The sequence below is a fragment of the Pseudomonas profundi genome, assembly GCF_008638305.1.
In the GTDB taxonomy this organism is placed as follows: Bacteria; Pseudomonadota; Gammaproteobacteria; order Pseudomonadales; family Pseudomonadaceae; genus Halopseudomonas; species Halopseudomonas profundi.
The window spans coordinates 74,411-97,779 of sequence record NZ_VTPZ01000009.1 but is presented as its reverse complement, the minus strand read 5'-3'; the positions used below and the strand labels follow the sequence as shown (position 1 = coordinate 97,779).

Below are 23,369 nucleotides of genomic sequence, written 5' to 3'. Positions count from 1 at the left end.
TGCCAGCCAACCGAACGCTGCTGGCTCACACGCGCGCAGCAGACCCACCTGTCATGGCCAGGTGGGTATCGGGCAATTACAGGCTGGCGATGTGCGAGCGCTGCTCGCTGAGCTGGGTCAGGGCCTGTTCGGCCTCGGCCAGCTTGGCGCGCTCCTTGTCGATAACCGCAGCGGGTGCCTTGTCGACAAAACCGGCATTACCCAGCTTGCCGGCAACACGCTTGATCTCGCCTTCGAGCCGGCCGATTTCCTTGTCCAGACGCGCCAGTTCGGCGGTCTTGTCGATCAGTCCGGCCATAGGCACCAGCACTTCCAGCTCGCCGACCAGTGCGGTGGCCGACAATGGCGCTTCGTCGGCCTCGCCAAGCACGGTGATAGATGACAGCTTCGCCAGCTTCTTCAGGAAAGCCTCGTTCTCGCCCAGGCGGCGCTGATCTTCACTGTTGGCCTTGCGCAGCAGCAGCTCAAGCGGCTTGCCTGGACCGATGTTCATTTCCGCGCGGATGTTACGCACACCAATGATCAGACCCTTGAGCCATTCGATATCGCTTTCGGCGACGGTGTCGACGCGGCTGTCATCGCTCTGCGGCCAGGGCTGCAGCATGATGGTCTGGCCCGTCTCTCCGGCCTTGATGCGGCCTGCCAGCGGCGCAATACGCTGCCAGATTTCTTCCGTGATAAAGGGCATGAAGGGGTGTGCCAGACGCAGTGCGGTTTCCAGCACGCGCACCAGTGTGCGGCGCGTACCGCGCTGGCGCTCGGCCGGTGCGTTCTCGTCCCACAATACCGGCTTGGACAGCTCCAGATACCAGTCGCAGTACTGGTTCCAGATGAACTCATAGAGCGCCTGGGCAGCCATGTCGAAACGGAACTGATCCAGATGACGGGTCACTTCGGCTTCGGTGCGCTGCAGCTGGGAAATAATCCAGCGGTCGGCCAACGTCAGCTCAACCTGCTCGCCATTCACGCCGGTGTCGTTCTCTTCGCACTGCATCATCACGTAACGCGCGGCGTTCCAGATCTTGTTGCAGAAGTTGCGATAGCCCTCGACCCGGCCCATATCGAACTTTACGTCACGGCCGGTGGAGGCCAGCGACAGGTTGGTGAAGCGCAGCGCGTCGGTACCGTAGGGCGCGATGCCCTCGGGGAATTCGGCGCGGGTCTGCTTCTCAATTTTGGCGGCCAGCTTGGGCTGCATCATGCCGCTGGTACGCTTGGCCACCAGCGATTCAAGGTCGATGCCGTCGATGATATCCAGTGGATCCAGCACGTTGCCCTTGGACTTGGACATCTTCTGGCCCTGGCTATCACGCACCAGACCGTGCACATACACCGTCTTGAATGGGATCTGCGCGCTGCCGTCGCCATGCTTCATCAGATGCATGGTCATCATGATCATCCGCGCGACCCAGAAGAAGATGATGTCAAAACCGGTCACCAGCACATCGGTGGGGTGAAAGGTCTTCAGCGCCTGGGTCTGCTCGGGCCAGCCGAGGGTAGAGAAGGTCCACAGGCCGGAACTGAACCAGGTATCCAGTACGTCTTCGTCCTGGCGCAGCGTGGCGTCGCCCAGGTTGTACTTGGCGCGTACTTCCGCCTCGTCGCGGCCGACGTACACCTTGCCGGCTTCGTCATACCAGGCCGGAATGCGGTGGCCCCACCACAGCTGGCGGGAGATACACCAATCCTGAATGTCGCGCATCCAGCTGAAGTACATGTTCTCGTACTGCTTGGGTACGAACTGGATACGACCGTCCTCGACCGCCGCAATCGCCGGCTCGGCCAACGGCTTGGTGGACACGTACCACTGATCGGTGAGCCAGGGCTCGATAATCACACCGGAGCGGTCGCCCTTGGGCACCTTGAGTGCGTGGGGTTCGATCTTTTCCAGCAGGCCGGCGGCATCAAAGTCTTCGACGATACGCTTGCGCGCCTCGAAGCGATCCAGCCCGGCATAGGCGGCGGGCAGCGTGGCATCCACTTCTTCATTAACGCTGCCGTCGATGTTGAACACCTGGGCGCGGGCCAATACCGCCGCATCCTTGTCCAGAATGTTGATCAGCGGCATCTTGTGGCGCTTGCCGACTTCATAGTCATTGAAGTCGTGTGCCGGGGTGATCTTCACGCAACCGGTGCCGAACTCAGGGTCGCAATAATCATCGGCCACAATCGGGATGCGCCGGCCCACTAAAGGCAGCTCGACGAACTTGCCGATCAGCGCCTGATAACGCTCGTCTTCCGGGTTCACCGCGACGGCGGTATCACCGAGCATGGTTTCCGGACGCGTGGTGGCAACGATCAGATAATTCTTGCCTTCGGCTGTGGTCGCGCCATCAGCCAAGGGGTAACGCAGATTCCACAGCGAACCGGTCTCGTCGTGGTTTTCCACTTCAAGGTCGGAAATGGCGGTGTGCAGCTTCGGATCCCAGTTCACCAGACGCTTGCCGCGGTAGATCAGGCCGTCTTCATGCAAACGCACAAAGGCTTCCTGAACCGCCTCGGACATGCCTTCATCCATGGTGAAGCGCTCACGGCTCCAATCCACCGAACTGCCCAGCCGGCGAATCTGACGGGTAATGTTGCCGCCGGACTCTTCCTTCCATTCCCAGACCTTTTCCAGAAACCTGTCGCGGCCCAGATCATGACGTGACTGACCCTGAGCGGCGAGCTGGCGCTCAACCACCATCTGCGTCGCGATACCCGCGTGGTCGGTGCCCGGCTGCCACAGCGTGTTGCGACCCTGCATCCGGCGAAAGCGGATCAACGCATCCATGATCGCGTTATTGAACCCGTGGCCCATGTGCAGGCTGCCGGTCACGTTCGGCGGCGGCAGCGCGATGGTGTACGACTCGCCGGAGCCCTGCGGAGCAAAGTAGTTGTTCTGCTCCCAGGTCTGGTACCAGGAAGATTCGATGGCGTGCGGCTGGTAGGTTTTTTCCATGGGTGTTTGGCTGTCCGGTGATGGCTGGCGACTTTAACGTGGTACCACAGCATGCCACGCATAGCCTGCAGCTCGCCCTGTGAATGAAGGGGCGCAAGCGCAGAACCAGCGGATGCCATGGGCAGTTGGCGCAAAACGGCCATTATAACGAGGTGGGGCGGGGGAGGCATCATTAGTCGCTTGGTGTTCAGCATGCTTTCGGAGCTTGTCATGCACCACATGGCATCTGTGTCCCGCCTCACGGCCTTCCGCTTATAGCCAAGCGCCACTCCCCTGGGCTATGTTGCGGGCTCAGCAATGGATTGCAGCAGTTCCCGCCCAAGCGGCAAGGACAGCCTACCTTCCATACTCGAATTGATAGCGTACCGGCTTGCCTGCCAATTGAGGGCCGGCGGTAGCGTGTCTGGGGGGGGCGTGGGGAGCCAGTGGTCTGGAAATTGAAAAAATGCGGAATTCAAGCGATTACGTGGCCGTCTGCAGTGCCATCGTTAAGTTTTTGATTTGAATAAGGTTTAAGCTTTAACGGATAGGCCAGGTTGGGTTGTTATGCGGGAAGTAATGAATGTTCCATATCGGGAATTCCATATAACCACCGTTATGTGCCTCTCGAGTTGAGACCAAGTAAGGAAACCAATGAGTATTAATAATTACCTAGACAAGGTTAATCAACACTACAAATCAGGCCATGCAACTGAGCATACCTATCGGGGTGATTTAGCTGAACTAATCAAATCTCTTGTTTCAGGTGTTCTTGTTACTAACGAGCCAAAAAGACAGATTTGTGGCGCACCTGACTATATTTTAACGAAGAAGAATATTCCTGTTGGTTTTATTGAAGCGAAAGACATTGGCGATAAAGACCTTGAAGGTACCAAGAAGACTGGGAACAAAGAACAATTTGACCGTTATAAAGCCTCTCTAAACAACCTGATTTTTACGGACTACATCAACTTTCACCTTTACCTAGAAGGTGAGCTCGTTACTAAGATTGCCATTGCAGAAATAACAGGCAAAGACATAAAACCTTTGCCAGAAAATTTTGGAGATTTTGAAAATCTAATCAAAGATTTTTGCGTTCACGTTGGGCAAACAATAAAAAGCCCCAAGAAATTAGCAGAAATGATGGCGGGCAAGGCCCGCTTGCTTTCTGATATCATCGGAAAAGCTTTATCTAGCGATGAAACTAACCAAGAAGATAGTACGCTGAAAGATCAAATGCTGGCTTTCAAGGAAATTTTGATACATGACATCACGCCACAAGGATTTGCAGATGTTTATGCTCAAACCATTGCTTACGGAATGTTTGCAGCGCGATTACATGATCCAACCTTAGATACGTTTAGTCGGCAAGAAGCAGCTGAACTTATTCCAAAGTCGAATCCATTTCTACGAAAACTGTTTGGCTACATTGCAGGGCCGGATATTGACGACAGAATCAAGTGGGTTGTTGAAAATCTTTCAGAAATATTTCTGGCATGCAATGTAGAAGAAATTTTAAAGAACTACGGGAAGTCCACCAAAATGGAAGACCCTATAATCCATTTTTACGAAACCTTCCTAAGTGAATATGACCCGAACTTAAGAAAGGCGCGCGGGGTTTGGTACACGCCGCAACCTTGAATCGTACCGGGTTTTATGGAGGCCATTCCGTTTAAGTCAGGCCGCCACGGCCTGACCTGTGTGTTGCTGGTAGAAGTTTGCCTCAGCTTCTGCCGGCGGTATATGTCCAATCGATCCCAGAAGGCGCTGATGATTGAACCAGTGAACCCATTTCAGGGTGGCTATTTCTACTGCTTCGCGACTCCGCCATGATTGCCGGTGTATCAGTTCCGCCTTGTACAATCCGTTGATGGTCTCAGCCAAAGCGTTGTCGTAGCTGTCTCCTTTGCTACCAACAGAGGGCTCTACTCCGGCCTCCGCGAGACGCTCTGTGTAGCGGATGGAGACGTATTGACTGCCACGGTCACTATGGTGGATCAGATTATCTGATCGTCCTGGCTGCCTTGCATACAGCGCCTGCTCCAGCGCATCCAGCACGAACTCAGTCTTCATGTTGTTGCTGACGCGCCAGCCAACGATTCTGCGTGCAAAGACATCTATCACGAAGGCCACGTACAGCCAGCCCTGCCACGTTGAAACGTAGGTAAAGTCTGAGACCCACAGCTCGTTTGGGCGACTGGCATGGAATTGGCGATTGACCTTGTCGAGCGGGCATACAAGCTTCCCATCAGGCACCGTAGTACGGATTATCTGGCCGCGGCGAACACCCTGTAACCCAAGCCGGCGCATCAACCTTTGCACCGTGCAACGCGCGACGTTGATACGCTCTCGATGTAGCTGCTTCCACACCTTCACGACGCCATAACACTGCATGTTGTCATCCCAGACGCGTTGGATCTCACTACTCAGCAGCTCGTCTTGTCTGGCCCGCATGCTGCGTAGCGCTGGCTGGCGAGCTCGAGCTGCATGCCGGTAGTAACCGGACGGAGCAATCTGCACCACTCGGCAGATCGACTCGACTCCGTAACGGTCACGATATTCGTCGACGAAGCCGTTCAGGGTTTGTTGCGGCGGTCGAGCTCCGCCTGGGCAAAATAAGCACTGGCCAGGCGGAGGATCTCGTTCGCTTTACGCAGCTCACGATTCTCGCGCTCCAGGGCCTTGATGCGGTCCCGCTCCTCAGTCGTCTGACCGGGTCGCTGGCCGTTGTCGGTCTGGTGCTTGCGCACCCAGCCATGCAGCGTCTGTGGGACACAGCCAATTTTGGGTGCAATGGACTCGATGGCTGCCCACTCGGATGGGTAGTCCTTCAAGTTCTCCAGAACCATGCGCACAGCACGTTCACGGACTTCAGGGGAGTAGCTATTGGATTTCTTCATGCTTCATTCTCTCAAGAGTTGAGGCCTCCACGAAACCCGGTGTGATTCATGGATTGCGCTGAGGCAGTCTAGGAGAAGGGCGTTACAGATCAAGCATTTTGATAGCGAATCCTGCCTGTTACTCTACAATCGCTACGTTTCTTATGGGCGAGGATGGTGTATAGGGGTTCCCTTTTCTAATCTTCTTACGCTAGTGTCGCTTGCGGGCTAATCACTATTATTTTTTGGAGTGCTCATGGAGTTTAAAGTTGTTGTAGATACACTTGCCTCCTTGGCAGCGCTCATAGCGATTATGTCAGTTATGGGTGGGTGGTATGACAGTAGGCGAAAGCCGCTGAGTATTCCCAGGGTGGTGGTACATAAAAAAGATAAGGGCCTGACGTTTATCCTTGTGACACGGAACAGAAAATCGTACCCGGTCGCAACCAAGCGAATTGATTGCTTCTCGCAGAAATATTTCGAGGTGGAGCAACGGGTAGGAGGGAAGCCTATGTACGCTGAGCGACTATCCAGCCGGAATTCTGTGTTCATGGTAAAACAAGAGTCAGAGGTTCCTGCGAAAGGAAACATCGATCTGCGCATCGAGATCCTTGGAGAGAAGAAAATCCCCGCCCAACTAATATTCACGATTGAAACCTCGCATGGATATCATGAACTTCGCTGTAACGATATTACTGTTGTCGAAATAGGGAGGGCTGAGGTTTATTCAGTTGACTTCAAAAAAGAATACAACTCCAGAATAGCCGCGAAGGCGGTGTACTACTGGAAACGAGTATCTGAGCTAACCATACGGCGCGTCCGGCGGCTTGGTCGCGGCTAAGGTGCTCCTTATCCGATAAGTGGGGAAGTTTAAATTAAATTTCATCTGGCCCGGTGTGTTGTGTTCTCAGGCTTAGTGCTTATGCTGAGAGCGCTCTCTTTGCCCATGACACCACCCGCCACAATGGCCGTCGCTTGAAAGATAGCAGCACAGCGCTACCAGGCAATAGATCAGCTGCTCCAGCTCGGACCCTTTGACTGACCACCAGAAATGCACACCCACCAGCACCTATGCGGAAACGGGGTCAGGTCTTGCCTTTGCCCTCCCCCGCATCGGTGGTTGCCCGGCGCTGTATTTGTAGGCAACCTCATTCCTTTTCCTACCAAAGGAGCCAAGGAATGGCCCGACCACTACGACTGGAATTCGCCGGGGCGCTTTATCACATCACCGCTCGGGGCGACCGGCGGGAGCCGATTTACGAAGATGACGAGGATCGTATTGGGTTCCTTGGCTTGATCGAGCATCTTAGAACTTGAACAGTACCCCGACCGAAAAAAGGTCAACATCACTGTCAATATCGAACCACTCCCACTCACCGACAATACCGAACTGGTTAGTGATCATGTATTGAGCGCCGAGCCCATACATTAGGTCGGTGCCATCGTCGCTAGTACCGGAAGCGGCACCGCTCCCTTTAACATCCCACATAATCGCGCCGAACTTACCGAACACGCCGAACACGCCGAACACGCCGAACTGTTCGTTGATAGGCAGGATGCCTTTTGCCGCGAGAGTCCAGCCGTCCACTTCGGCGCTGACTGCCGAACCGCCTACCGATCCGGTGATTTCACCAAAATCCACCCAACCGGCCTCGAAGGCGATATTCGGATTCATCTCCCAACCGCCGAAGATCTTCCAGCTGGTGTCTTCATCGTCGCAATTGGTGACACCGTCGCACGCTTCGATCGTAGCCTGCCCGATGCTCGCTCCGCCATAGAAGTCATTATCTGCGAGGGCATCGGCCGTCATCCCCAACGTCAACAAAAATTGCGCTAAAAATTCTCTTTTTATTCATGATCTGCTCCCAGTGTTAGGGCTACAAAAATCGACTGTCACCCATCATTAAGTATAGACAGCAGAAATCGGGGTCAGATGAACATTGAGCACTACCTTTTTAATCACCATAAACAGAACGGCACCCCGGATATCAGCGGATCCCGTGATTCGGTCTCCTCCGGTATTGTATGCGCATCGCATACGACACGGACTCCCTTCATGAACGCATCTCAAACGAACGACAGCGTACTCGCTGAAAGCCATGGCCCTACGCTCGTGCTTACCCTGAACCGGCCGGATAAGCGCAATGCTCTGGAGACGGCCATGTATATACAGATGGAAAGCCATATTGATGCGGCGCTGGACAATCCGGACATCGCAAACATAGTGCTACGCGGCGCAGGCGATTTCTTTTGTTCAGGCGGTGATCTGCGTTCGCTGGAGACCCGCGCGGCGTTGTCTATGGCGGAGCGCGAGGCGCTGATTCAGCGTCTGCATGATCTGGTGCTCAAGCTGAAGTTCTGTCCCAAGCCGGTGATTGCCGCGATCGAAGGCGGGGCGGCGGGCGCCGGGGCTTCGCTGGCCTTTGCGGCGGACCTGATTGTCGCGGCGCAGGGCAGTTACATTTCTCTGGCGTATGTGAAGGCCGGTCTGGTGCCGGACGGCGGTGGTTCCGTATTTCTCGCCACCAATCTGCCCCATCAACTGGCCGCTGAAATTGCGTTGTTTGGTGGCAGGCTGCCGGTTGAGCGATTCGCTCAGGCAGGCGTAGTCAATCATATCGTGGCGCCAGGTAAGGCGCTGGAAACCGCGCTGGAGCTAGGAGCCCAGCTCGCAGAAGGTGCCCGGGCGTCGCAGACTGCCATTTTGCAGCTGCTCGATGGACCCGTCAGGGAGGTCTTCGAGCGCCAGCTTGAACGCGAAAAGCAGCTGATGGCGATTGCTCTGGGCGGGGCGGAGGCAGCGGAAGGTATAGCGGCTTTCAAGGCAAAGCGTGCGCCTCGGTTTCCCCGACCCGATTGATGGAGTTAAAGCCACTATGGTCGGTTGGCATTGATTCGGGGACCATCACCACGCCGGGTGCGCTGCTATAACCCCAAATACTCTGCTATCAAAAATGCCTCACCCTTGCCCTCGTGCTTACCGAAATAACTGACCGGCTCGCGGGCATCGTCTTCGATATAACCTACCTCGCAATCAATGCCATATTGTTCGGCTAGTCCGTTGAACAGATCCACTGGCAAATTGAGGTGAATATTCTTCTTCACCCGCTGGCTGATTCCCAGCTGCCAGTCTTCGCAATTCTCGCTCTCGCACTCATTGATCAGCGTGACCTGGTTAGCTGTGTTGGCATCAACGTACGCCTGCAAAGCCGCTTGCAGCTCCGGCAGGTTCTGCCTCAGTTTTTTCTCGCGCTTTTCTTCAAGGCGGTCGCAGGCGATCAGAAAGTATATAAGCATTGGGGTTTCCGGATTAAATTTAGCGGCTATTTTACCATAGGGGGCCTGGCCTTCTGCGCACGCTCCGCCAGCCGCCACAATGGCCGCCGCTTGAGCGACAACAGCACCAGCGCGACCAGGCCATAGATCAGCGGCTCCAGCTCGAACCCTTTGACCGACCACCAGAAATGCACGCACACCAGCACCAGTGCCAGATAAATCCCGCTGTGCAGGGTGCGCCAACGGCGACCCAGTTTTCTCACCAGTTTCGGCAGCGAGGTGACGGCCAGTACCAGCAATATCAGCAGGGCCGTCAGGCCGACGACAATATAGGGTCGTTGCACCAGTTCCGACGCTATCAATCGCCAGTCAAACTGCAGGTCAAAGGTCAGATAATTACTGACGTGTGCGACTGCCCATAGCGCGCTGTAGAGCCCCAGCGGGCGTCGCAGGCGCATCAGCCGAGGCTGCTTCAACCAGCGGCTGAGTGGCGCGACCAGCAAGGTCAGCATCAACAGATGCAGGGCGCCCTTGCCGGTGTAATGGATAATGGCCTCCACCGGATCGCCGCCCAACTGGTCCGAGAAACCCAGATAATACACCCACCCGAGCCACCCCAGGCTCAGTCCGTGAACCAGCAGCTGCAAGGCTTTAAAACGCACGCTTGAGGTCCATGTCCTTATACAGGTGTGCCACCTGCTCTGCGTAACCGTTAAACAGTTGCGTGGGGATGCGCTCATCGCTGCCCAGTCCGCCGCGGGTGATGCGCCGCTCACTGGCCTGGCTCCAGCGCGGATGATCCACCTGCGGATTTACATTGGCGTAAAAGCCGTATTCGCGCGGTGCAGCCAGATTCCAGCTGGTGGGCGGTTGCTCCTTCACCAGTCGGATGCTGACCACCGACTTGATACTTTTGAAGCCGTATTTCCAGGGTACGAGCAGTCGCACCGGCGCGCCGTTCTGGGGTGGCAGGGTCTTGCCGTACAGACCCACCGCCACCAGCGTCAGCGGATGCATGGCTTCATCAATACGCAGCCCCTCCACGTAGGGGTAGTCGAGACCGCCGCCGGCAAAGCGGTTGCGCTGGCCGGCCATATTTTCCGGGTCGTGCAGCGTTTCAAACGCCACATAGCGGGCATCGGAGTTGGGGTCGGCCCGCTTCAATAAAGCGGCCAGCGGAAACCCCACCCACGGAATGACCATTGACCAGGCCTCGACGCAGCGCAGGCGGTAAATGCGCTCTTCCAGCTCAAAGCGGAACAGGTCGTCGTAATCCAGCGTTAGCGGTTGGTTGACTTCGCCGCCCACGGTCAAGGTCCAGGGTTTGACCTGCATATCCTGGGCGTGGCGGCGCGGATCGGCCTTGTCGGTGCCAAATTCGTAAAAATTGTTGTAGCCAGTGACCTTGTCTTCGGTGGTCAGCACCTGTCCGGGACTGCGGTCCGCGGCGGCAAACGAGAGCGGCTCGGTGCTAAAGCCTGATTCTGCGGGCGTATCGGTAATGCCCAGCAAGTCGAGCAGGCCGGCGCTGGCATGCCCGGACGTGCTAGCCAGCAGGCCACCAGCGCCGATAAAGCCCAGTTGGCGCAGTAGCTGGCGACGATTGAGAAATACCGACTCGTCGGTGATATCGTTCTCGCTCAAGCCGGAATTGAATGCATCGGTACGTTTCATGCGGGCCTCCTCAACAGACGTCCCCGACAAAAGGCCGATGCCGGCGGTTATTGCCTGTTCAACACGGATGATAACGACAAAACGATTGATACCAACAGCCGAGGGACGAAAGGTGCCAGAATCGGGGTTGGATGAAAGTTAACTCAAGTGAGTAATGGAATATGCAACGACGTAAAACCGTGATGACGCTGTTCATCGCTGGCAGCTTGTTCGCCATCACCGCGCAGGCCGCTCCGCCGGAGGGCAAGGGCCCGAAGCATAAGCATTCAGCCGAGCATGCGGGTCAGTCCGGTAAGGGTAATTCGAGCAAAGGGCAGGGCAGTCGGGATCGCGAGGATCAACACCGCGACCGGGACATTCTTGATTCGCTGGTGCATGCGGGCATTACTGCAACGCGCGCCCGGGAATACGCGCACAGTGCCGGTTTTAACGGGTACGCTGAATTGCCGCCCGGTATTCGCAAGAACCTGGGGCGGGGCAAGCCGTTGCCGCCGGGTATCGCCAAGAAAGTGCAGTCCGGCGCCTTTCTTGACCGCCTACCGCAGCATTCGGGTTATGAATGGCAGACGGCGGGCACTGAATTGATATTGGTGTCTGTGGTGACCGGCGTGATCGCCGATATTCTGTACGACGTGTTCGATTAAGCGCCAAGTCCTTAACGCAGAGATAAGGGACTGACAGGGAGCAACAGACGAGGGATTGGACCATGAACAAAGACGGCTATTTGTCCGAAGTGGAAAGGCGGTTACGCAAATACTTCTCGGCACTGAGTGAAGGCTACAAAGTGCCGGCGGAGGACCGTCACCGCCTGGAAGGCTTCATGCAGGGCGCGTATTTTTTAGGATTCGCTACCGGTAAGGAGATGGCCGAGATGATGGAGCGGGCGCACTTTGCCGCTTTCGGTAAGACTATCGATGCCCGGCGCGCGGAAAGTGTCTCTCAGTGGCAGGATTCGGTGATCAACTACGCCCGATACGATCAGCCTGCCTATAAGCGCAAGAAGAGCTGACGGGCAGCGGCACAATTATCACTTACAGGTCTTATCATTAATGAATTCCCTAGAAAAAAAGTTCGAGCAGTTTCTGTGGCACTCCCGTTTTCTGGTGCTTATTGCCGTGCTCTCCAGTCTTCTGGGCTCTCTGACGTTATTCGTTGTGGGAACCATGGATATTCTTCAGCTGGTAATGGCTACCGTTAATTATTACCTCGGCACAGGTACGACAGATATCCACGAGTTCCTGGTGACTGACATCATCATTGCAATCGATATCTACTTGATCGCGGTGGTGCTGCTCATTTTCGGGCTAGGCATATACCGGCTGTTCGTGTCGCCCATTGAGGCGTCAGAGGAGAGTGGCAAGAACCATCCTTTTAATGTTCAGTCGTTTGACGAGCTGAAGAACAAGATTGTCCGTGTGGTTATCCTGGCTGTGATCATCGAGTTCTTCAGAGCAGTCATGGATATTCGCTTCCTGACGCCGCTGGATATCATCTATCTGGCTCTTTCGGTATTGGCCTTGGCGGCCTCACTGTTCCTGATGGGGAAAAGCCATAGCAATCATCACGGTTGACCGCGCTGAAAAACTTTACTGAAGGCTCAATCGCCCGACACCTGGGGCGCTTTTCCCTGCCGATTGTCGTTACTAGCCTGTTGCAGGTATCCATCCAGCTGATCAATGGTCTGTGGGTGGGTAACCTGCTGGGCAGTGCGGCTTTTGGTGCGGTCACGGTCGGTACCATTCTGATGATGGTCGTGCTTGCGTTTGTCATGGGCGTCAATCAGGCCACCCTGACCATTTTTGCCCAGCTCCGTGGCCGGGGCGATGCGGGGGCTATCCGTGCCTATCTGAGCACCTTCCTCATCATTCTGGTGGCGTTATCGGCACTTATTGGTCTGGCTGGCTACGGCTTCGCCGATACACTGCTGAGGTTGCTCAATACGCCTGCGGCGATTATCGACGAGGCGCGGATATACCTGCAGATCACCTTCGGCGGCACTTTGCTGCTGGTGGGCTACAACTTCATCAGTACCGTTCTGCGTGCCTTTGGTGATAGCCGCACCCCGCTGTACTTTGTGCTTCTGGCCACGGCGCTGATCACTGTGCTGTCACCCCTGTTCATCGGGGTATTTAAGTGGGGCATCACCGGGGCGGCGCTGGCGTTTGTGGCGGCCCAGGGCGGCGCATTTCTTTACAGTCTGGTGCATCTGGCGCGGAAGTTTCCTGGCCATGGTTTCTGGTTGCAGCTGCCCCGCTGGGTAGAGGTGCAGACCATTCTGCGGTTGGGAGTGCCCTCCGGGTTGCAGATGGTGGTGATCCATTCCGGCACCACGGTCATATTGTCGCTGGTAAACAGTCTGGGGGCGCATGCGGTGGCCGGTTTTGGCGCTGCCCAGCGGCTGGACCACCTCATACTGCTGCCGGCGGTGGCGCTGGGAACAGCCATCACTGCCATGGCTGGGCAGAATATCGGTGCCGGGCATTGGCCACGGATCAGCCAGATCACCCGAGCGGGCATCATCTACACCACCAGCATCATGCTGCTGTTGGGCACGGTGCTCTATATATGGGCGCAACCGCTGGTCATGCTGTTCATTCAGGACGAGGCCAGCGTGGAGTTTGGCACCCGCTATTTACGCACGATTGCCTTCTTCTACCCCTTCATCGGGCTGAACTTCGTCTTCAACAGCGTGGTGCGTGGAGCGGGCGCAATGTTCGCGGTGCTGGCGCTGAACATTATCTCCCTATGGATTCTGCGCGTGCCATTGGCCTATGGCGCGACGGCCCTGTTCGGCGATAACGGCGTGGCATTGGGGATAGGTATCAGCTTCATGATCAGTTCGCTGTTTTCCCTGGGCTATTACCGTTGGGGTGGCTGGCGCAACAGGCTGCTGTTCAAATAGTCCTCTCTGATCAACGTGCTGTTTTCATCAATGGCTGCGAGATCTGATCCTGAACTGATTTCGTCGATCTATACTCTTCAGGGCGACGATAAAGTCGCTTGTCTGTCTTCTTCGGGTCCGTCGTCCATTCCCCAACAGGTGCCTACTCCGACAGGCCCATACGGGCACCCGGAGGCTTCAATGAGCAATAACAACCCGGTAGTCTGGACTGAAATCTATGTTCAAGAGCTTGTACGCGCCAAGGCGTTCTACGAAGAGGTATTTCAGATTCGCCTGGAAAATATTGGTGACATGAATATGGAGTACTGGGTGTTTCCGGCAGAGCCAGGCCGGCATGGAGCCGGTGGCGCTCTGGTCAAGAATGAGCAAGTCACACCCGGTCAGGGCGATACATTGATGTATTTCGATTGCGAGGATTGCGCCGTCGTCGCCGGCCGTGCGGTAACCGCCGGCGGCAGTATCCATACCGAGAAAATGGCGATTGGCTAACATGGCTTTATCAGTCTGGTGCACGACACGGAGGGCAATCTGATCGGTCTGCATTCCATGCAGTAGTACCGATTTCCAGCCAAATGTGGGGGTGCCTTGATGGGCTCAGGGGCGCCCCTGGCGACCTAATTTGTAGCCGGGGCGCCTGCCAATGCCCCATCAAGCTGCGCGGTGAAACGCGGGTGAGCATGCCTGCGTGATTCATCTCTGCGGACTTTATTCAGAGGGAAGGAACTGGGGTCAGATGAGGGTCAGAGTGAACATTAATTCGTAATTCGGACCGATCCCAGCCGTTGAAGGTCCGGAAAGAGCGAAATAGAGCTGACCTGCTACTGCATGGCGCTGAGCAACGTTTGCCGCAGCCAGGTATTGGCTGGATCCAAATCACGTTCTCTGTGTCAGAAGGTGCAATTCCACGCCCGGCATGCTCAGCGGCAGTGGGTGGATATGGTTGCCCAGGTAAGCGTTACTGGACATCGCCAGACCGTGGGGCATGGTTAGCAGCAGGTCGCTGCCGGCGACCAGACGAAAGGCCGACTCGTAGTGTTGGCAGCGCGCGACGATCTGGCGTCTGCTGCCTTGGCGAGCCAGTTCGAAGTCGACGACACCATAACCCATGCGCCGCGACGAGACGGTGACGTGCTGCGCGGCAAAGTAGCTGTCATAGTCAATGGCGGCGTTTGAGCGGCTGACCACAACAAACTCGTCGCGACTAAAAAAGCGATGGAACACACATGCGCATCGGGGTAAGTCCACTTCCACGGCCTATGTACGGTCTAGTGGGATGAGCACGCATTCCGGCCGACCAAAGTCGGATAGGATGCGCGCTGATAGATCAGAACGACTTACGGACAGAGAACTGGAAGCGGGTATTGTCGCCGTCACGACCGTCAATGAAGTTTCGCGTGGCGTGCATGATTTCGCCGGCTACCATCAGGCGGTCCAATGGGTACCAACGATAGTTAGCCCTATAGGTATTAAGGCTTTCCGTGTCAAACGCACCGATGTCATCCTCGTTATGGAAGTGGCCGTAGGATAAAGTGGAAGCTGTTCTGGGCGTCCATTTGTATTCCACGGCAGCGGAAAGGCCCCAGCTGGTAATAAGGTCGACTGAACCGTCATCATTCAGTCTGATGTCGTTCGCCCAGCCGTTATTAATGTAACGGCCTATACCTTCGCCATAGGCTGCATTAGCCTTTAATACCGTTCTTCCCAGATCCCATCGCGCGCCCGTGTTGAAGCCCCAGCCGGTATTTGATTCATCATAATCTACACCATTTACTGTCCCGTCCACGCTGAGTTGACGCAGCAGCCCGGATAATTGATAGCTACCTTGCGCGCCTCCGTTACCGCCGCGCCACGAGGCAACAAAATCGGGTGCACTGTCACGCCCGATACCGCCCAGACTCTCCGCTTGAATAGCTGTTCCTTGGATTGCCTGAGTTTCCGGGTTCTCAATCGAGAAGGCGAATTGACCAACATCTACACGGAATTGGGTTTGACGGACGAACACCCTCCCTGCGGGGCTTGCGATGTCCAATAGCTCCGGATAACCGACGAAATCCTGAAAGTTCGACCAATTCTGACCGACCATATAGCGCCCGTAGCGCAGGTATGCGTGGCGCAGTCGAGAGTTATGTGAGTTGGACATGATTTCGTTGGCCATGCTGCCCATGAAGTCAATTTCGAAGAACGCCTGTAATGGCGTTCCGGTCCCGACATCAGTTGTCGTCAGCATATTCAGTCTGCTCTGGCGGGCCGTGAGATAGCTATTGGACTGATCTTTCGCTGAGCTGTCGGGGGTGCCTCCAGCGTTAAAGTATTCACCGTTGTCGAAGCGTGTATCGTGAATCACGTCGGCCTGCAAATAGCCGCCAAATTTGACGCTGGTGTTAGGTGTGACCTGGAAGACACCTGCTTCTGATGTCACCAGGGTTTTGCCAGAGGATTTGTCTAAAATCGATTCTCCTTGCCGAGCAAGTTCAGTGGCGTTGCTTTCTCCTTCTCTCCGTTGCTTTTCCAATGCTTCGATGCGTTCTGCCAAAATGTTGATTTCTTTTTGCATGGCCTCGTCAGTCTCAGCAAAAGCGGCCTGAGAAAAGCATACGCTCACAATCAGCGCAGCACTTGTCTTGGTGAATTTGAAACTCATGGAATCCCTCTTCATGTCTATGGTGTTGAGTATTGGCATAGGGGTGCTTGCTATTGCAGCTTTTCAGTCACTGCTGAAAAGTCAGTTGTTTCCACGTAGCTCTAATAAATTTAGCGATTGCTGCGTTCTGTCCGATAAGTGAAAATTTGGCGTTGAGCGCATAATCGGGAAGCGTAATCATTTCGGTCGTGATGTACCGAAGGCGCGAGTCGAGACGGCAAAGATGGTGGTTCAATACTTTTCGAACTACCTCTTTAGTTGGCTCCACGTTGTAAGCGTGCCATTCTGAATGCCATTCGCCGGGCGCTGGGCGCGTGAAGGGATATAAAATGCCGCGCCCTGGTTCTCCCTTGAGCAGTTCAAAACTGGACTGTTTCGCAATTGCCTCAGCAGAGATATCAGGATCATGCGGTGCCCATAGATTGCGTGGACCATTGGGTGCGACACAACGGACCTGGAGCCAGCGAACGATGTTCAGCTCCAGCCATTCATCCAGAAGGTTGCCCTTTTCGAATGGGTCAAGAATCAGACGTTGGCTGGCGACGTCCTCACAGATCCCCGATATTTTCTGTTCAACAGGGTTTCCTATCTTGAAAATGACGTGGCTGTAATCCAGCGTCAGATTGAAAGGTACTCCGCGTCGTTCCACGGCTTCAGCTATGGGTGTGATGCGACGAGGATCTTCTGACCACATATTGACGTGATTTTCGAAGCTGGGCTCAACCCCGTATCTCATCCCCTTATCATAAGAAAACAGGTAGGCGTCTATGATCTCCTGGTCCGTTAACGCCCTTCCGTTGGCGTGTCGGTTATAAACCATCATATTATGGATGGTGGAACCCACCTCGGCGGTGCGCTTCATGTGCTCTTCGATCAGGTGATCGTCACTGCCTAGCTCATACAGCCAGCTGGTCGTGTGTACTGGCAGGTCATACTTCTCTATGCAGGAGAGAAAGGTTTCAAGCTGTCCGTCCAGAGGAAGGCGATCAAAGTAATCAAAATCCCCGGTTCGTTTTACCAGCTTGAACTGCTCCTCTATGGATGGCTCGTCCATGGTAATGGGGCGATCAAGGCAGGAGTCCTGAACACCGCGCCCGTTACACCCTATAGGTGGCAGGAAGGGAGGGTTCATTGGGCTATGCCTCGAGCCAACAATTCAGTTGTTTCAGGCTCGGCCAGCGCAATCTCTGCCTCGATAATCTTATCGACTATCCGGCGCATCTTAAGTGTGGAGGCATCAATGGAGAGTCTGGTCCGACGAAAATCAGGATACTTGTTCTCGTTCTTTTGTATTGCTTCAAGAACCAGCTTGTCCTCGTTAAACGCCGTGCGTAGACCGGCCAGCAACGTCGCATCGATGTCCGGGTCGGACGGTATGTTTTTCACCAGGAGCCAATGTTGAATGCAGGTATCTTTATCAACGGGGGTGATAAAGTGACACGCCCACATTTGAATGCAGTTCGACCGGTCTCCCTCTGGAGCGCCTTGGCCGGTTGGGGCACTGCCAAAATCAATGATGGCGATGCATGGCGCGTAATAATGATAATAATGCCAGCGGTCGACGTTGCCCTGGTAATTCTTTAGCCCACGGAATATCGGGATGATCGGTGAATCGAGAATCCACCGCCAGGTGGTCACCTTACTTCCTTCCACTTCATGGTGGACGGGTACAATGCCGTGGTTTGCGTTGGACAGCGTTGTGGTATGCACGAAGGCAACATGAGAGGGGTCACATAGATTGTCAGCCAAGTTAAGGTAGTTGGCTTCCAGCCTTAGGCTGTCTCCTTCTATATAGCTGTAGTTATCCTTTCTGTATTCAGGCAGGTCATAGATAGCGGTCTCGTCCGCCAAGGCAGGATCACCCATCCATATCCATACCATTCCCATGTTTTCCCAGGTGGGGTAAGCATGTACACGAATGCTGGGCGGGATTCTGTCTTGACCAGGAACATGCACACATTGGCCAGTGCAGTTGAACCGAAGACCGTGGTAGCCGCACTGAATTGCGTCACCTTGCAATGTGCCGATGGACAGTGGCGCCATCTTGTGTGGACAAAGATCGCGCAGTGCTACAACTTGGCCTTTGGTGTCCCGGTAAGCAACGATATCCTCTTCGATAACTCGATGCCGGCTAATGGATTGCTCCAGATTGCGTGCCCATGTCAAGGGGTACCAGGTATTGTGAATATACTGGGTCATATGGTTCTCCGTCAGTTAGGGCCAGTTTGGCGCGATGGCGATTTCGATCCCTTTGAGTGCTTCCGTCAGGGGAATCTGGCAGGAAAGGCGGGAGTTGGTTTTTACGTTGAAAGCAGAGTCCAACGCGTTCTCTTCATCCTCGCTGGGGGCGGGTAACGGCACCGTGTCTGGGTTCTGAACATATATGTGGCAGGTGGCGCACACGCATCCACCCCCGCATTCGGCCAGAATTGAAATCCCGGCGTCGGCAATAAGTTCCATAAGCGTGGAAGCATTGCGGTCCTGGAGACTCAGTACGTGAGTGTGGTTGTCCCGGTCTGTTACAGAAATAGTCATGTCACGCCTCGGTTTTCAGAATGTGTTTCAGTGCGGTCGTGCTATGTTGGAAGGTGTTACGGGCCGCAGGGTGAACCAGTGTTTTTGCGTGGTGCGCCATCAGCGCGGCTTCATGGAAGCCCGATAGAATCAATTTGAGCTTGCCCGGATACACCGCAATGTCGCCTATAGCGTAAACCCCGGACAGATTGGTTCCGAAGCGCTCGGGATCGACGATGACTCGCCCGCCTTCCATTGCCACGCCAAAGCCGGATAGCCCCCCTGGTTGGGCTGTCAGACCGTAGAAAGCCAACACATCATCACAAGCGAGTTCGACCTGGTTCGTACCGTTGTCCAGTTTGATGCTAGAGAGGTGGGCTTCGCCGCTGTAGCCGCTGAGATGGCCTGCTTGAAAGTGAATCCGACCGCTGTCAATGAGCTCTCTGACCTTTTTGACGGAGGCGGGGGCGGCCCGAAAATCGGGGCGCCGATGCACCAGTGTGAGTTCCGCCGCTATACCCGCCAGGCCCAACGTCCAATCAAGTGCAGAATCGCCGCCCCCGGCGATGACCAATCGTCGCCCTTTGAAACGCTCCGGATCTCGCACAGCGTAATGCAGTTGTGTGCCGTGAAACCTGTCTATACCGCGCAAGGCGACCTTCCGGGGCTCGAAGCAACCCCCGCCCGCAGCAATGACTACGACAGAAGCGATAAAGCTGTCGCCTTGATCAGTGGTCAGCTTCCAACGACCGTCTCCATGGTCGCTGAGGCTATGAGCTTTGGTGTTGAAGTGAAAGCAGGGCTCGAATGGTTCCACCTGCTTCATCAGGCTCGCGGTCAGTTGTTGTCCGGTAATGGAAGGAACGGCAGGGATGTCATATATCGGCTTTTCTGGATAAAGCTCTGCGCATTGACCGCCGGGTTGATTCAGGGCGTCGATAATATGGCAGCGGATGTCGAGCATTCCGAGTTCAAAGATGGCGAAGAGCCCGCAGGGGCCTGCACCAATTATTAGAGCGTCAGTTTCAATCAAAGCCATAACAATTATTTCTGCCCAAGCTAATGAGTGGGAGTAAAGCTGTGCTTCACCATGTAGATAGACATACAGAAATCGTGCCATAGTTAAAATGACACTACGTTAATTTAGTAAATGCTTAATTTAACGCGGCCTTGCATGCGGTGGCTCGGCTAGCCAGGATAAGTGTATACACTAGAAATGCTCAAAATTGGGGCGCCCTCGCTGATTTCGGCCAATTAGGGTGCGTGATCGACTGTGCTTTGGGTGGTTTGATTCGTCTTGGCGGGTTGCTTTTAGTCATCTCACCGCCATAAAGCGCTTGCTGGGCACGAGCTCAGATGCTCGTGGCATGACGATTGCATCCGACATACATGGCAATAAATAAACTAATTAAGAGGACTCTAAATAACGCTTTTGGCTGGGGCGCGTTCCGGCGTACGCCCCCGCGAGATTTGAGTGATGAATTTTAAAACCGCTGAGACGAGGACTGATCCATGAAGGTGAGAAAAGTAGCACTATTGTTATCTTTGATTGTTTTTGGGATGGGAGGCGTAGTAGGTGCACAAGCCCAAAGCTTCCCCAAAAAAGCGATCTCGCTGGTTGTGGTGTGGCCTGCTGGCGGTTCCCATGATATTGCCGCGCGGATGGTTGCTGAAAATATTGATAAAAGCCTTGGGGAGCCAGTTGTCATCACTAACGTAACTGGTGCCGCGGGCTCCAATGGCATGCGTCATGTTGCACAGGCAGAGCCCGACGGTTACACCATTGGGCTGATGGGAATGCATGCTCTGGTGCAGAGCTTCATGAATCCCAACGCGCCCTCTTTGGATAGTTTCGAGCCCCTTGTATTCATGGCGCAGGAGCCAGGTTCCCTCCAGGTGCGCTCGGATTTGGGGATCAACAATATCGAGGAATATGTCCAGAAGCTCAAAGACTCCCCTGGTTCCCTTATTCACGGTAACGATGCGATGGGGGGGAATACATTCGTTTACACCAAGCTGCTTGAAGAGTATTTCGATGTCGAGTTGACCAAGGTCCCTTATCCAGGGCACGCGGCGAATACAGGAGCGTTGGTGTCAGGTGAGATTGAGTCTGCGGCCATGCCTGTTTCCACTATTGCCCAGCATCACGAGGCCGGTACGGTCAAGACGCTAGGTGTGATGGCCGAAGAGCGCAGCTCATTGCTCCCCGATGTACCTACTTTTAAAGAGCAGGGCCATAACCTGGTCAGTGGTGACTACTACATCTTTTTCATGCCAAAGGGCGTGCCGGACGAGGTGGCTCAGACACTCGAAAGTGCATTTTTAAAGGCTATCCAGAACCCGGCGCTGCAACAGCGGATGGAGGATATGGGCATGACTTCTTCGCCAGGAGGCCGGGACATTGCTAGGCAAGTCTTGGCAGAGCAGGAAGCTATCATCTACCCGATTCTTCTAAATGGAGATCTGGTACACGAATCTTTGATCAAGTGATAAGGGAGCAGGAGAGCGTGGCTCTCCTGGCCATTGCGATGACGAATAGAGTGATTTCAGAACCCGAGGTAACCAGCTCGGACCAAGCAGTCCAAGACATTCTGGCCGGTATGTTTTTCTTGTTTTGGGCCGCTTTGGGCGGGTATGGGCTTGTTAGCAACGACCAGCTCCTCGCCTCGCAGGGCTCCATGCTATCTGCAGGTCCGGCCTTGATTCCGGGGCTTACCCTGGCGGGGCTCTGCGTCGGTGGGGTGCTGCTGCTACTGAAGGGTGCTTGGAGCATCAGGGCCGGTTATAGCCCGGACAGACCAAACTGGCATCAGCATGGCTATGCGGTTGCGATGGTTATCAGTCTATTAGCGCTGGTGGGTTCAATGCAGGCCGCCGGATTTTTAATATCGACTTTTCTGTTTTGTAGTGGATGGCTACTCACGCTCAGCCGGCGTATTGCGCGTGAAGGGTTGAGAGTTATCGGTATTGCCATTAGCTGCGCGGCGCTTATTTCCTGCGTTATATATCTGGTATTCGTCGAGCTGGTTAAAGTTCCACTACCCTAAGGATTCGGCAATGATCATTAATGAGTTTTTGGCGGCGCTGCTGAGTATTCTATCTTCTCCCGAGGCCTTGATGATGGCGTTATTCGCCGTCACGTTGGGGGTCATTTTGGGGGCCTTACCCGGTATCAGCTCGACAATGGCGATTGCAGTTTTATTGCCGGTAACCTTTGGTATGGAAACGCAATTAGCTATCCTTTTTCTTTTAGGGGTATTTATTTCGAGCGTATACGGTGGCTCGATTAGCGCCATTCTCATCAATATCCCTGGTACGCCAGCGGCAATGGTGACCCAGTTGGACGGATACCCGATGTGCAAGGCGGGTCTTGGCGGCCAGGCGCTCAAGTACGCCCTTTATGCGTCTACTGTTGGGGGGGTGATTGGGATCGTTCTGTTAATTGTCATTTCGCCTTGGATGGCCAAAGCTGCTGGCAGTATGCGAAGCCCTGAGTTCGCTGCCATTGCTGCACTTGGGTTGGTGATGCTGGCCTTTGCCTCGGGTAAGTCACCTCTTCGAGGTGTGCTTGTCGGTCTTCTTGGGCTGATGTGCGGCATGATTGGTTTCGACACGGTGACTGATGTAGAGCGCTTTACCTATAACTCGGTCACGATGCAGGGAGGAGTCGATATTGTAACCATGATGCTCGGTATCTTTGGCCTTTCCGAGGTGATGAAAAACCTGGCGGGAGCTTCAAATCCAATTCATGGAAAACCGGGCATGGGAAATGCGAAGCTTCCAATATGGCGTGTTCTTGCGCGTTGGAAAGCGGCAATAAGAGGGTCGCTTGTAGGTGCGCTTATCGGTTGTGTTCCCGCTATCGGCTCCTCGATCGCGGTGTCGGTGGCCTATGCTCAGGAAGCGCGTTTATCAAAAGATAAAGACAGCTTTGGAAAGGGCAATCCCGATGGTGTGGTCGCGCCGGAGGCGGCCAATAGTTCTAGTATCGGCGGGTCTTTGATTCCAATGATGACGCTGGGTATACCTGGCGACACCGTCACCGCTGTTCTTATGGGTGCCTTGCTCATGCATGGGCTAAGACCTGGCCCAATGCTTTTCACGAATAATCCGGAATTTTTCGCCAGTGTTTATGCTGCGCTTTTGATCGGCGTTGTTGCGACGCTCATCGTTGGGCTCTTACTGGCCCGCTGGATTGTTAAAATCATGGGTTTGCCTCCCCGGATATTGCTGACCGGTATCGCTGTTCTGTGCGTGGTTGGCTCGTTCGCCATCCGCAACAGTATTAGCGATGTTTTTATTATGGTGTTTTTTGGGGTGATCGGTTACATCCTCCACCTGTTAAGGCTGCCAGCTGCGCCATTGGCTTTTGGGTTGATTCTGGGGCCGATCTTGGAAGAAAATCTGCGCCGTTCCTTGTTGATCAGCAGGGGGTCATGGAGCGTCTTCATTGAGAGGCCTTTATCACTCGGCATACTGACCGTGACGCTACTGGTCCTGCTGTTACCTATGCTTTCGGCGCTGTGTCGACGCTGGAGTAACAGCATGCGCAGGACAGCCTAA

General features: G+C 54.7%; 24 protein-coding genes and 1 other annotated feature. Of the genes, 12 read left to right on the top strand and 12 right to left on the bottom strand.

Going from position 1 to position 23,369, the window contains the following annotated elements; translation table 11 throughout:
- Positions 1–76: 76 nt before the first annotated feature.
- On the bottom strand, positions 77–2,941 hold the full coding sequence (locus FZE95_RS13190; protein ID WP_150301327.1) for a valine--tRNA ligase: 2,865 nt from the start codon (positions 2,939–2,941) through the stop codon (positions 77–79).
- 633 nt (positions 2,942–3,574) lie between these two features.
- Between FZE95_RS13190 and FZE95_RS13185 the strand changes: the two genes are divergently transcribed.
- Entirely contained in the window at positions 3,575–4,561 is a 987-nt protein-coding gene (locus FZE95_RS13185; protein WP_263398688.1) for a hypothetical protein, read from the top strand.
- 36 nt (positions 4,562–4,597) lie between these two features.
- On the opposite strand, the gene FZE95_RS13180 is transcribed toward FZE95_RS13185, so the two are convergent.
- Positions 4,598–5,820 (bottom strand): IS3 family transposase gene (locus FZE95_RS13180; RefSeq protein ID WP_096006128.1). Its coding sequence is split into 2 segments (ribosomal slippage): positions 4,598–5,535 and positions 5,535–5,820, totalling 1,224 coding nucleotides; the frame shifts between segments, so codons are not numbered across the junction.
- Positions 5,426–5,542, bottom strand: a sequence feature (AL1L pseudoknot). (Overlaps the previous gene by 117 nt.)
- Before the next feature lie 235 nt (positions 5,821–6,055).
- On the opposite strand from FZE95_RS13180, the gene FZE95_RS13175 reads away from it, so the two are divergent.
- Complete coding sequence (locus FZE95_RS13175; RefSeq protein ID WP_150301326.1) at positions 6,056–6,640, top strand: hypothetical protein; 585 nt, start codon at positions 6,056–6,058, stop codon at positions 6,638–6,640.
- A 338-nt stretch (positions 6,641–6,978) separates the two neighbouring features.
- The gene (locus FZE95_RS13170) at positions 6,979–7,116 is read left to right on the top strand and encodes a hypothetical protein (RefSeq protein ID WP_223825062.1); all 138 of its coding nucleotides are present in this window, start codon (positions 6,979–6,981) and stop codon (positions 7,114–7,116) included.
- Here the strand turns inward: FZE95_RS13170 and FZE95_RS13165 are convergent.
- Positions 7,106–7,609, bottom strand: a complete 504-nt coding sequence (locus FZE95_RS13165) for an outer membrane beta-barrel protein (protein ID WP_150301325.1) — start codon at positions 7,607–7,609, stop codon at positions 7,106–7,108. The genes FZE95_RS13170 and FZE95_RS13165 overlap by 11 nt on opposite strands.
- 246 nt (positions 7,610–7,855) lie before the next feature.
- On the opposite strand from FZE95_RS13165, the gene FZE95_RS13160 reads away from it, so the two are divergent.
- Complete coding sequence (locus FZE95_RS13160; RefSeq protein ID WP_190324566.1) at positions 7,856–8,659, top strand: enoyl-CoA hydratase-related protein; 804 nt, start codon at positions 7,856–7,858, stop codon at positions 8,657–8,659.
- Between the two features lie 65 nt (positions 8,660–8,724).
- Here the strand turns inward: FZE95_RS13160 and FZE95_RS13155 are convergent, their stop codons facing one another.
- The 3 genes from FZE95_RS13155 to msrP are packed head-to-tail and all read right to left on the bottom strand — an operon-like array spanning position 8,725 to position 10,749.
- A complete protein-coding gene (locus FZE95_RS13155) occupies positions 8,725–9,096 on the bottom strand; it encodes a hypothetical protein (protein WP_150301323.1) in 372 nt (123 codons plus the stop codon).
- A 26-nt stretch (positions 9,097–9,122) separates the two neighbouring features.
- On the bottom strand, positions 9,123–9,737 hold the full coding sequence (locus FZE95_RS13150) for a protein-methionine-sulfoxide reductase heme-binding subunit MsrQ (RefSeq protein WP_223825061.1): 615 nt from the start codon (positions 9,735–9,737) through the stop codon (positions 9,123–9,125).
- Positions 9,727–10,749 carry a protein-methionine-sulfoxide reductase catalytic subunit MsrP gene (msrP, locus tag FZE95_RS13145; RefSeq protein WP_150301321.1) on the bottom strand — a complete coding sequence of 341 codons (1,023 nt, stop codon included), beginning with the start codon at positions 10,747–10,749 and terminating at the stop codon, positions 9,727–9,729. The genes FZE95_RS13150 and msrP overlap by 11 nt, the downstream gene beginning before the upstream one ends.
- A 161-nt stretch (positions 10,750–10,910) precedes the next feature.
- Between msrP and FZE95_RS13140 the strand changes: the two genes are divergently transcribed.
- The 5 genes from FZE95_RS13140 (at position 10,911) to FZE95_RS13120 (ending at position 14,140) form a co-directional block, all read left to right on the top strand.
- Positions 10,911–11,393 (top strand): anti-virulence regulator CigR family protein, encoded by a 483-nt coding sequence (locus FZE95_RS13140; protein ID WP_150301320.1) that lies wholly within the window; start codon positions 10,911–10,913, stop codon positions 11,391–11,393.
- 62 nt (positions 11,394–11,455) lie between these two features.
- Positions 11,456–11,758 (top strand): hypothetical protein, encoded by a 303-nt coding sequence (locus tag FZE95_RS13135; RefSeq protein ID WP_150301319.1) that lies wholly within the window; start codon positions 11,456–11,458, stop codon positions 11,756–11,758.
- A gap of 40 nt (positions 11,759–11,798) precedes the next feature.
- Complete coding sequence (locus FZE95_RS13130; RefSeq protein WP_150301318.1) at positions 11,799–12,320, top strand: YqhA family protein; 522 nt, start codon at positions 11,799–11,801, stop codon at positions 12,318–12,320.
- Positions 12,317–13,651 carry an MATE family efflux transporter gene (locus FZE95_RS13125; protein WP_223825060.1) on the top strand — a complete coding sequence of 445 codons (1,335 nt, stop codon included), beginning with the start codon at positions 12,317–12,319 and terminating at the stop codon, positions 13,649–13,651. Before FZE95_RS13130 ends, FZE95_RS13125 begins: the two co-directional genes overlap by 4 nt.
- Positions 13,652–13,831: 180 nt before the next feature.
- Positions 13,832–14,140 (top strand): VOC family protein, encoded by a 309-nt coding sequence (locus tag FZE95_RS13120; protein ID WP_223825059.1) that lies wholly within the window; start codon positions 13,832–13,834, stop codon positions 14,138–14,140.
- A gap of 384 nt (positions 14,141–14,524) precedes the next feature.
- Here the strand turns inward: FZE95_RS13120 and FZE95_RS13115 are convergent, their stop codons facing one another.
- The 6 genes from FZE95_RS13115 to FZE95_RS13090 form a co-directional block, all read right to left on the bottom strand.
- Positions 14,525–14,836, bottom strand: a complete 312-nt coding sequence (locus FZE95_RS13115) for a type 2 periplasmic-binding domain-containing protein (protein WP_150301317.1) — start codon at positions 14,834–14,836, stop codon at positions 14,525–14,527.
- A gap of 139 nt (positions 14,837–14,975) precedes the next feature.
- Entirely contained in the window at positions 14,976–16,292 is a 1,317-nt protein-coding gene (locus FZE95_RS13110; RefSeq protein ID WP_190324565.1) for a DcaP family trimeric outer membrane transporter, read from the bottom strand.
- Between the two features lie 67 nt (positions 16,293–16,359).
- A complete protein-coding gene (locus FZE95_RS13105; protein ID WP_150301315.1) occupies positions 16,360–17,424 on the bottom strand; it encodes an apurinic/apyrimidinic endonuclease family protein in 1,065 nt (354 codons plus the stop codon).
- Complete coding sequence (locus FZE95_RS13100) at positions 17,421–18,491, bottom strand: aromatic ring-hydroxylating dioxygenase subunit alpha (RefSeq protein WP_150301314.1); 1,071 nt, start codon at positions 18,489–18,491, stop codon at positions 17,421–17,423. Before FZE95_RS13100 ends, FZE95_RS13105 begins: the two co-directional genes overlap by 4 nt.
- Positions 18,492–18,506: 15 nt before the next feature.
- Positions 18,507–18,827, bottom strand: coding sequence for a 2Fe-2S iron-sulfur cluster-binding protein (locus FZE95_RS13095; protein ID WP_150301313.1), 321 nt, complete (start codon positions 18,825–18,827; stop codon positions 18,507–18,509).
- A 1-nt stretch (position 18,828) separates the two neighbouring features.
- Entirely contained in the window at positions 18,829–19,926 is a 1,098-nt protein-coding gene (locus FZE95_RS13090) for an NAD(P)/FAD-dependent oxidoreductase (RefSeq protein WP_150301312.1), read from the bottom strand.
- Between the two features lie 392 nt (positions 19,927–20,318).
- Here FZE95_RS13090 and FZE95_RS13085 point away from each other — a divergent pair, with 392 nt between their 5' ends.
- Genes FZE95_RS13085 through FZE95_RS13075 form a run of 3 tightly spaced genes read left to right on the top strand, consistent with a single transcriptional unit; the run spans position 20,319 to position 23,369 of the window.
- The gene (locus FZE95_RS13085) at positions 20,319–21,296 is read left to right on the top strand and encodes a Bug family tripartite tricarboxylate transporter substrate binding protein (protein ID WP_150301311.1); all 978 of its coding nucleotides are present in this window, start codon (positions 20,319–20,321) and stop codon (positions 21,294–21,296) included.
- Between the two features lie 17 nt (positions 21,297–21,313).
- Complete coding sequence (locus tag FZE95_RS13080; protein ID WP_150301310.1) at positions 21,314–21,853, top strand: tripartite tricarboxylate transporter TctB family protein; 540 nt, start codon at positions 21,314–21,316, stop codon at positions 21,851–21,853.
- 10 nt (positions 21,854–21,863) lie between these two features.
- Positions 21,864–23,369: a tripartite tricarboxylate transporter permease gene (locus tag FZE95_RS13075; RefSeq protein WP_223825058.1), complete on the top strand. Its 1,506-nt coding sequence runs from the start codon at positions 21,864–21,866 to the stop codon at positions 23,367–23,369.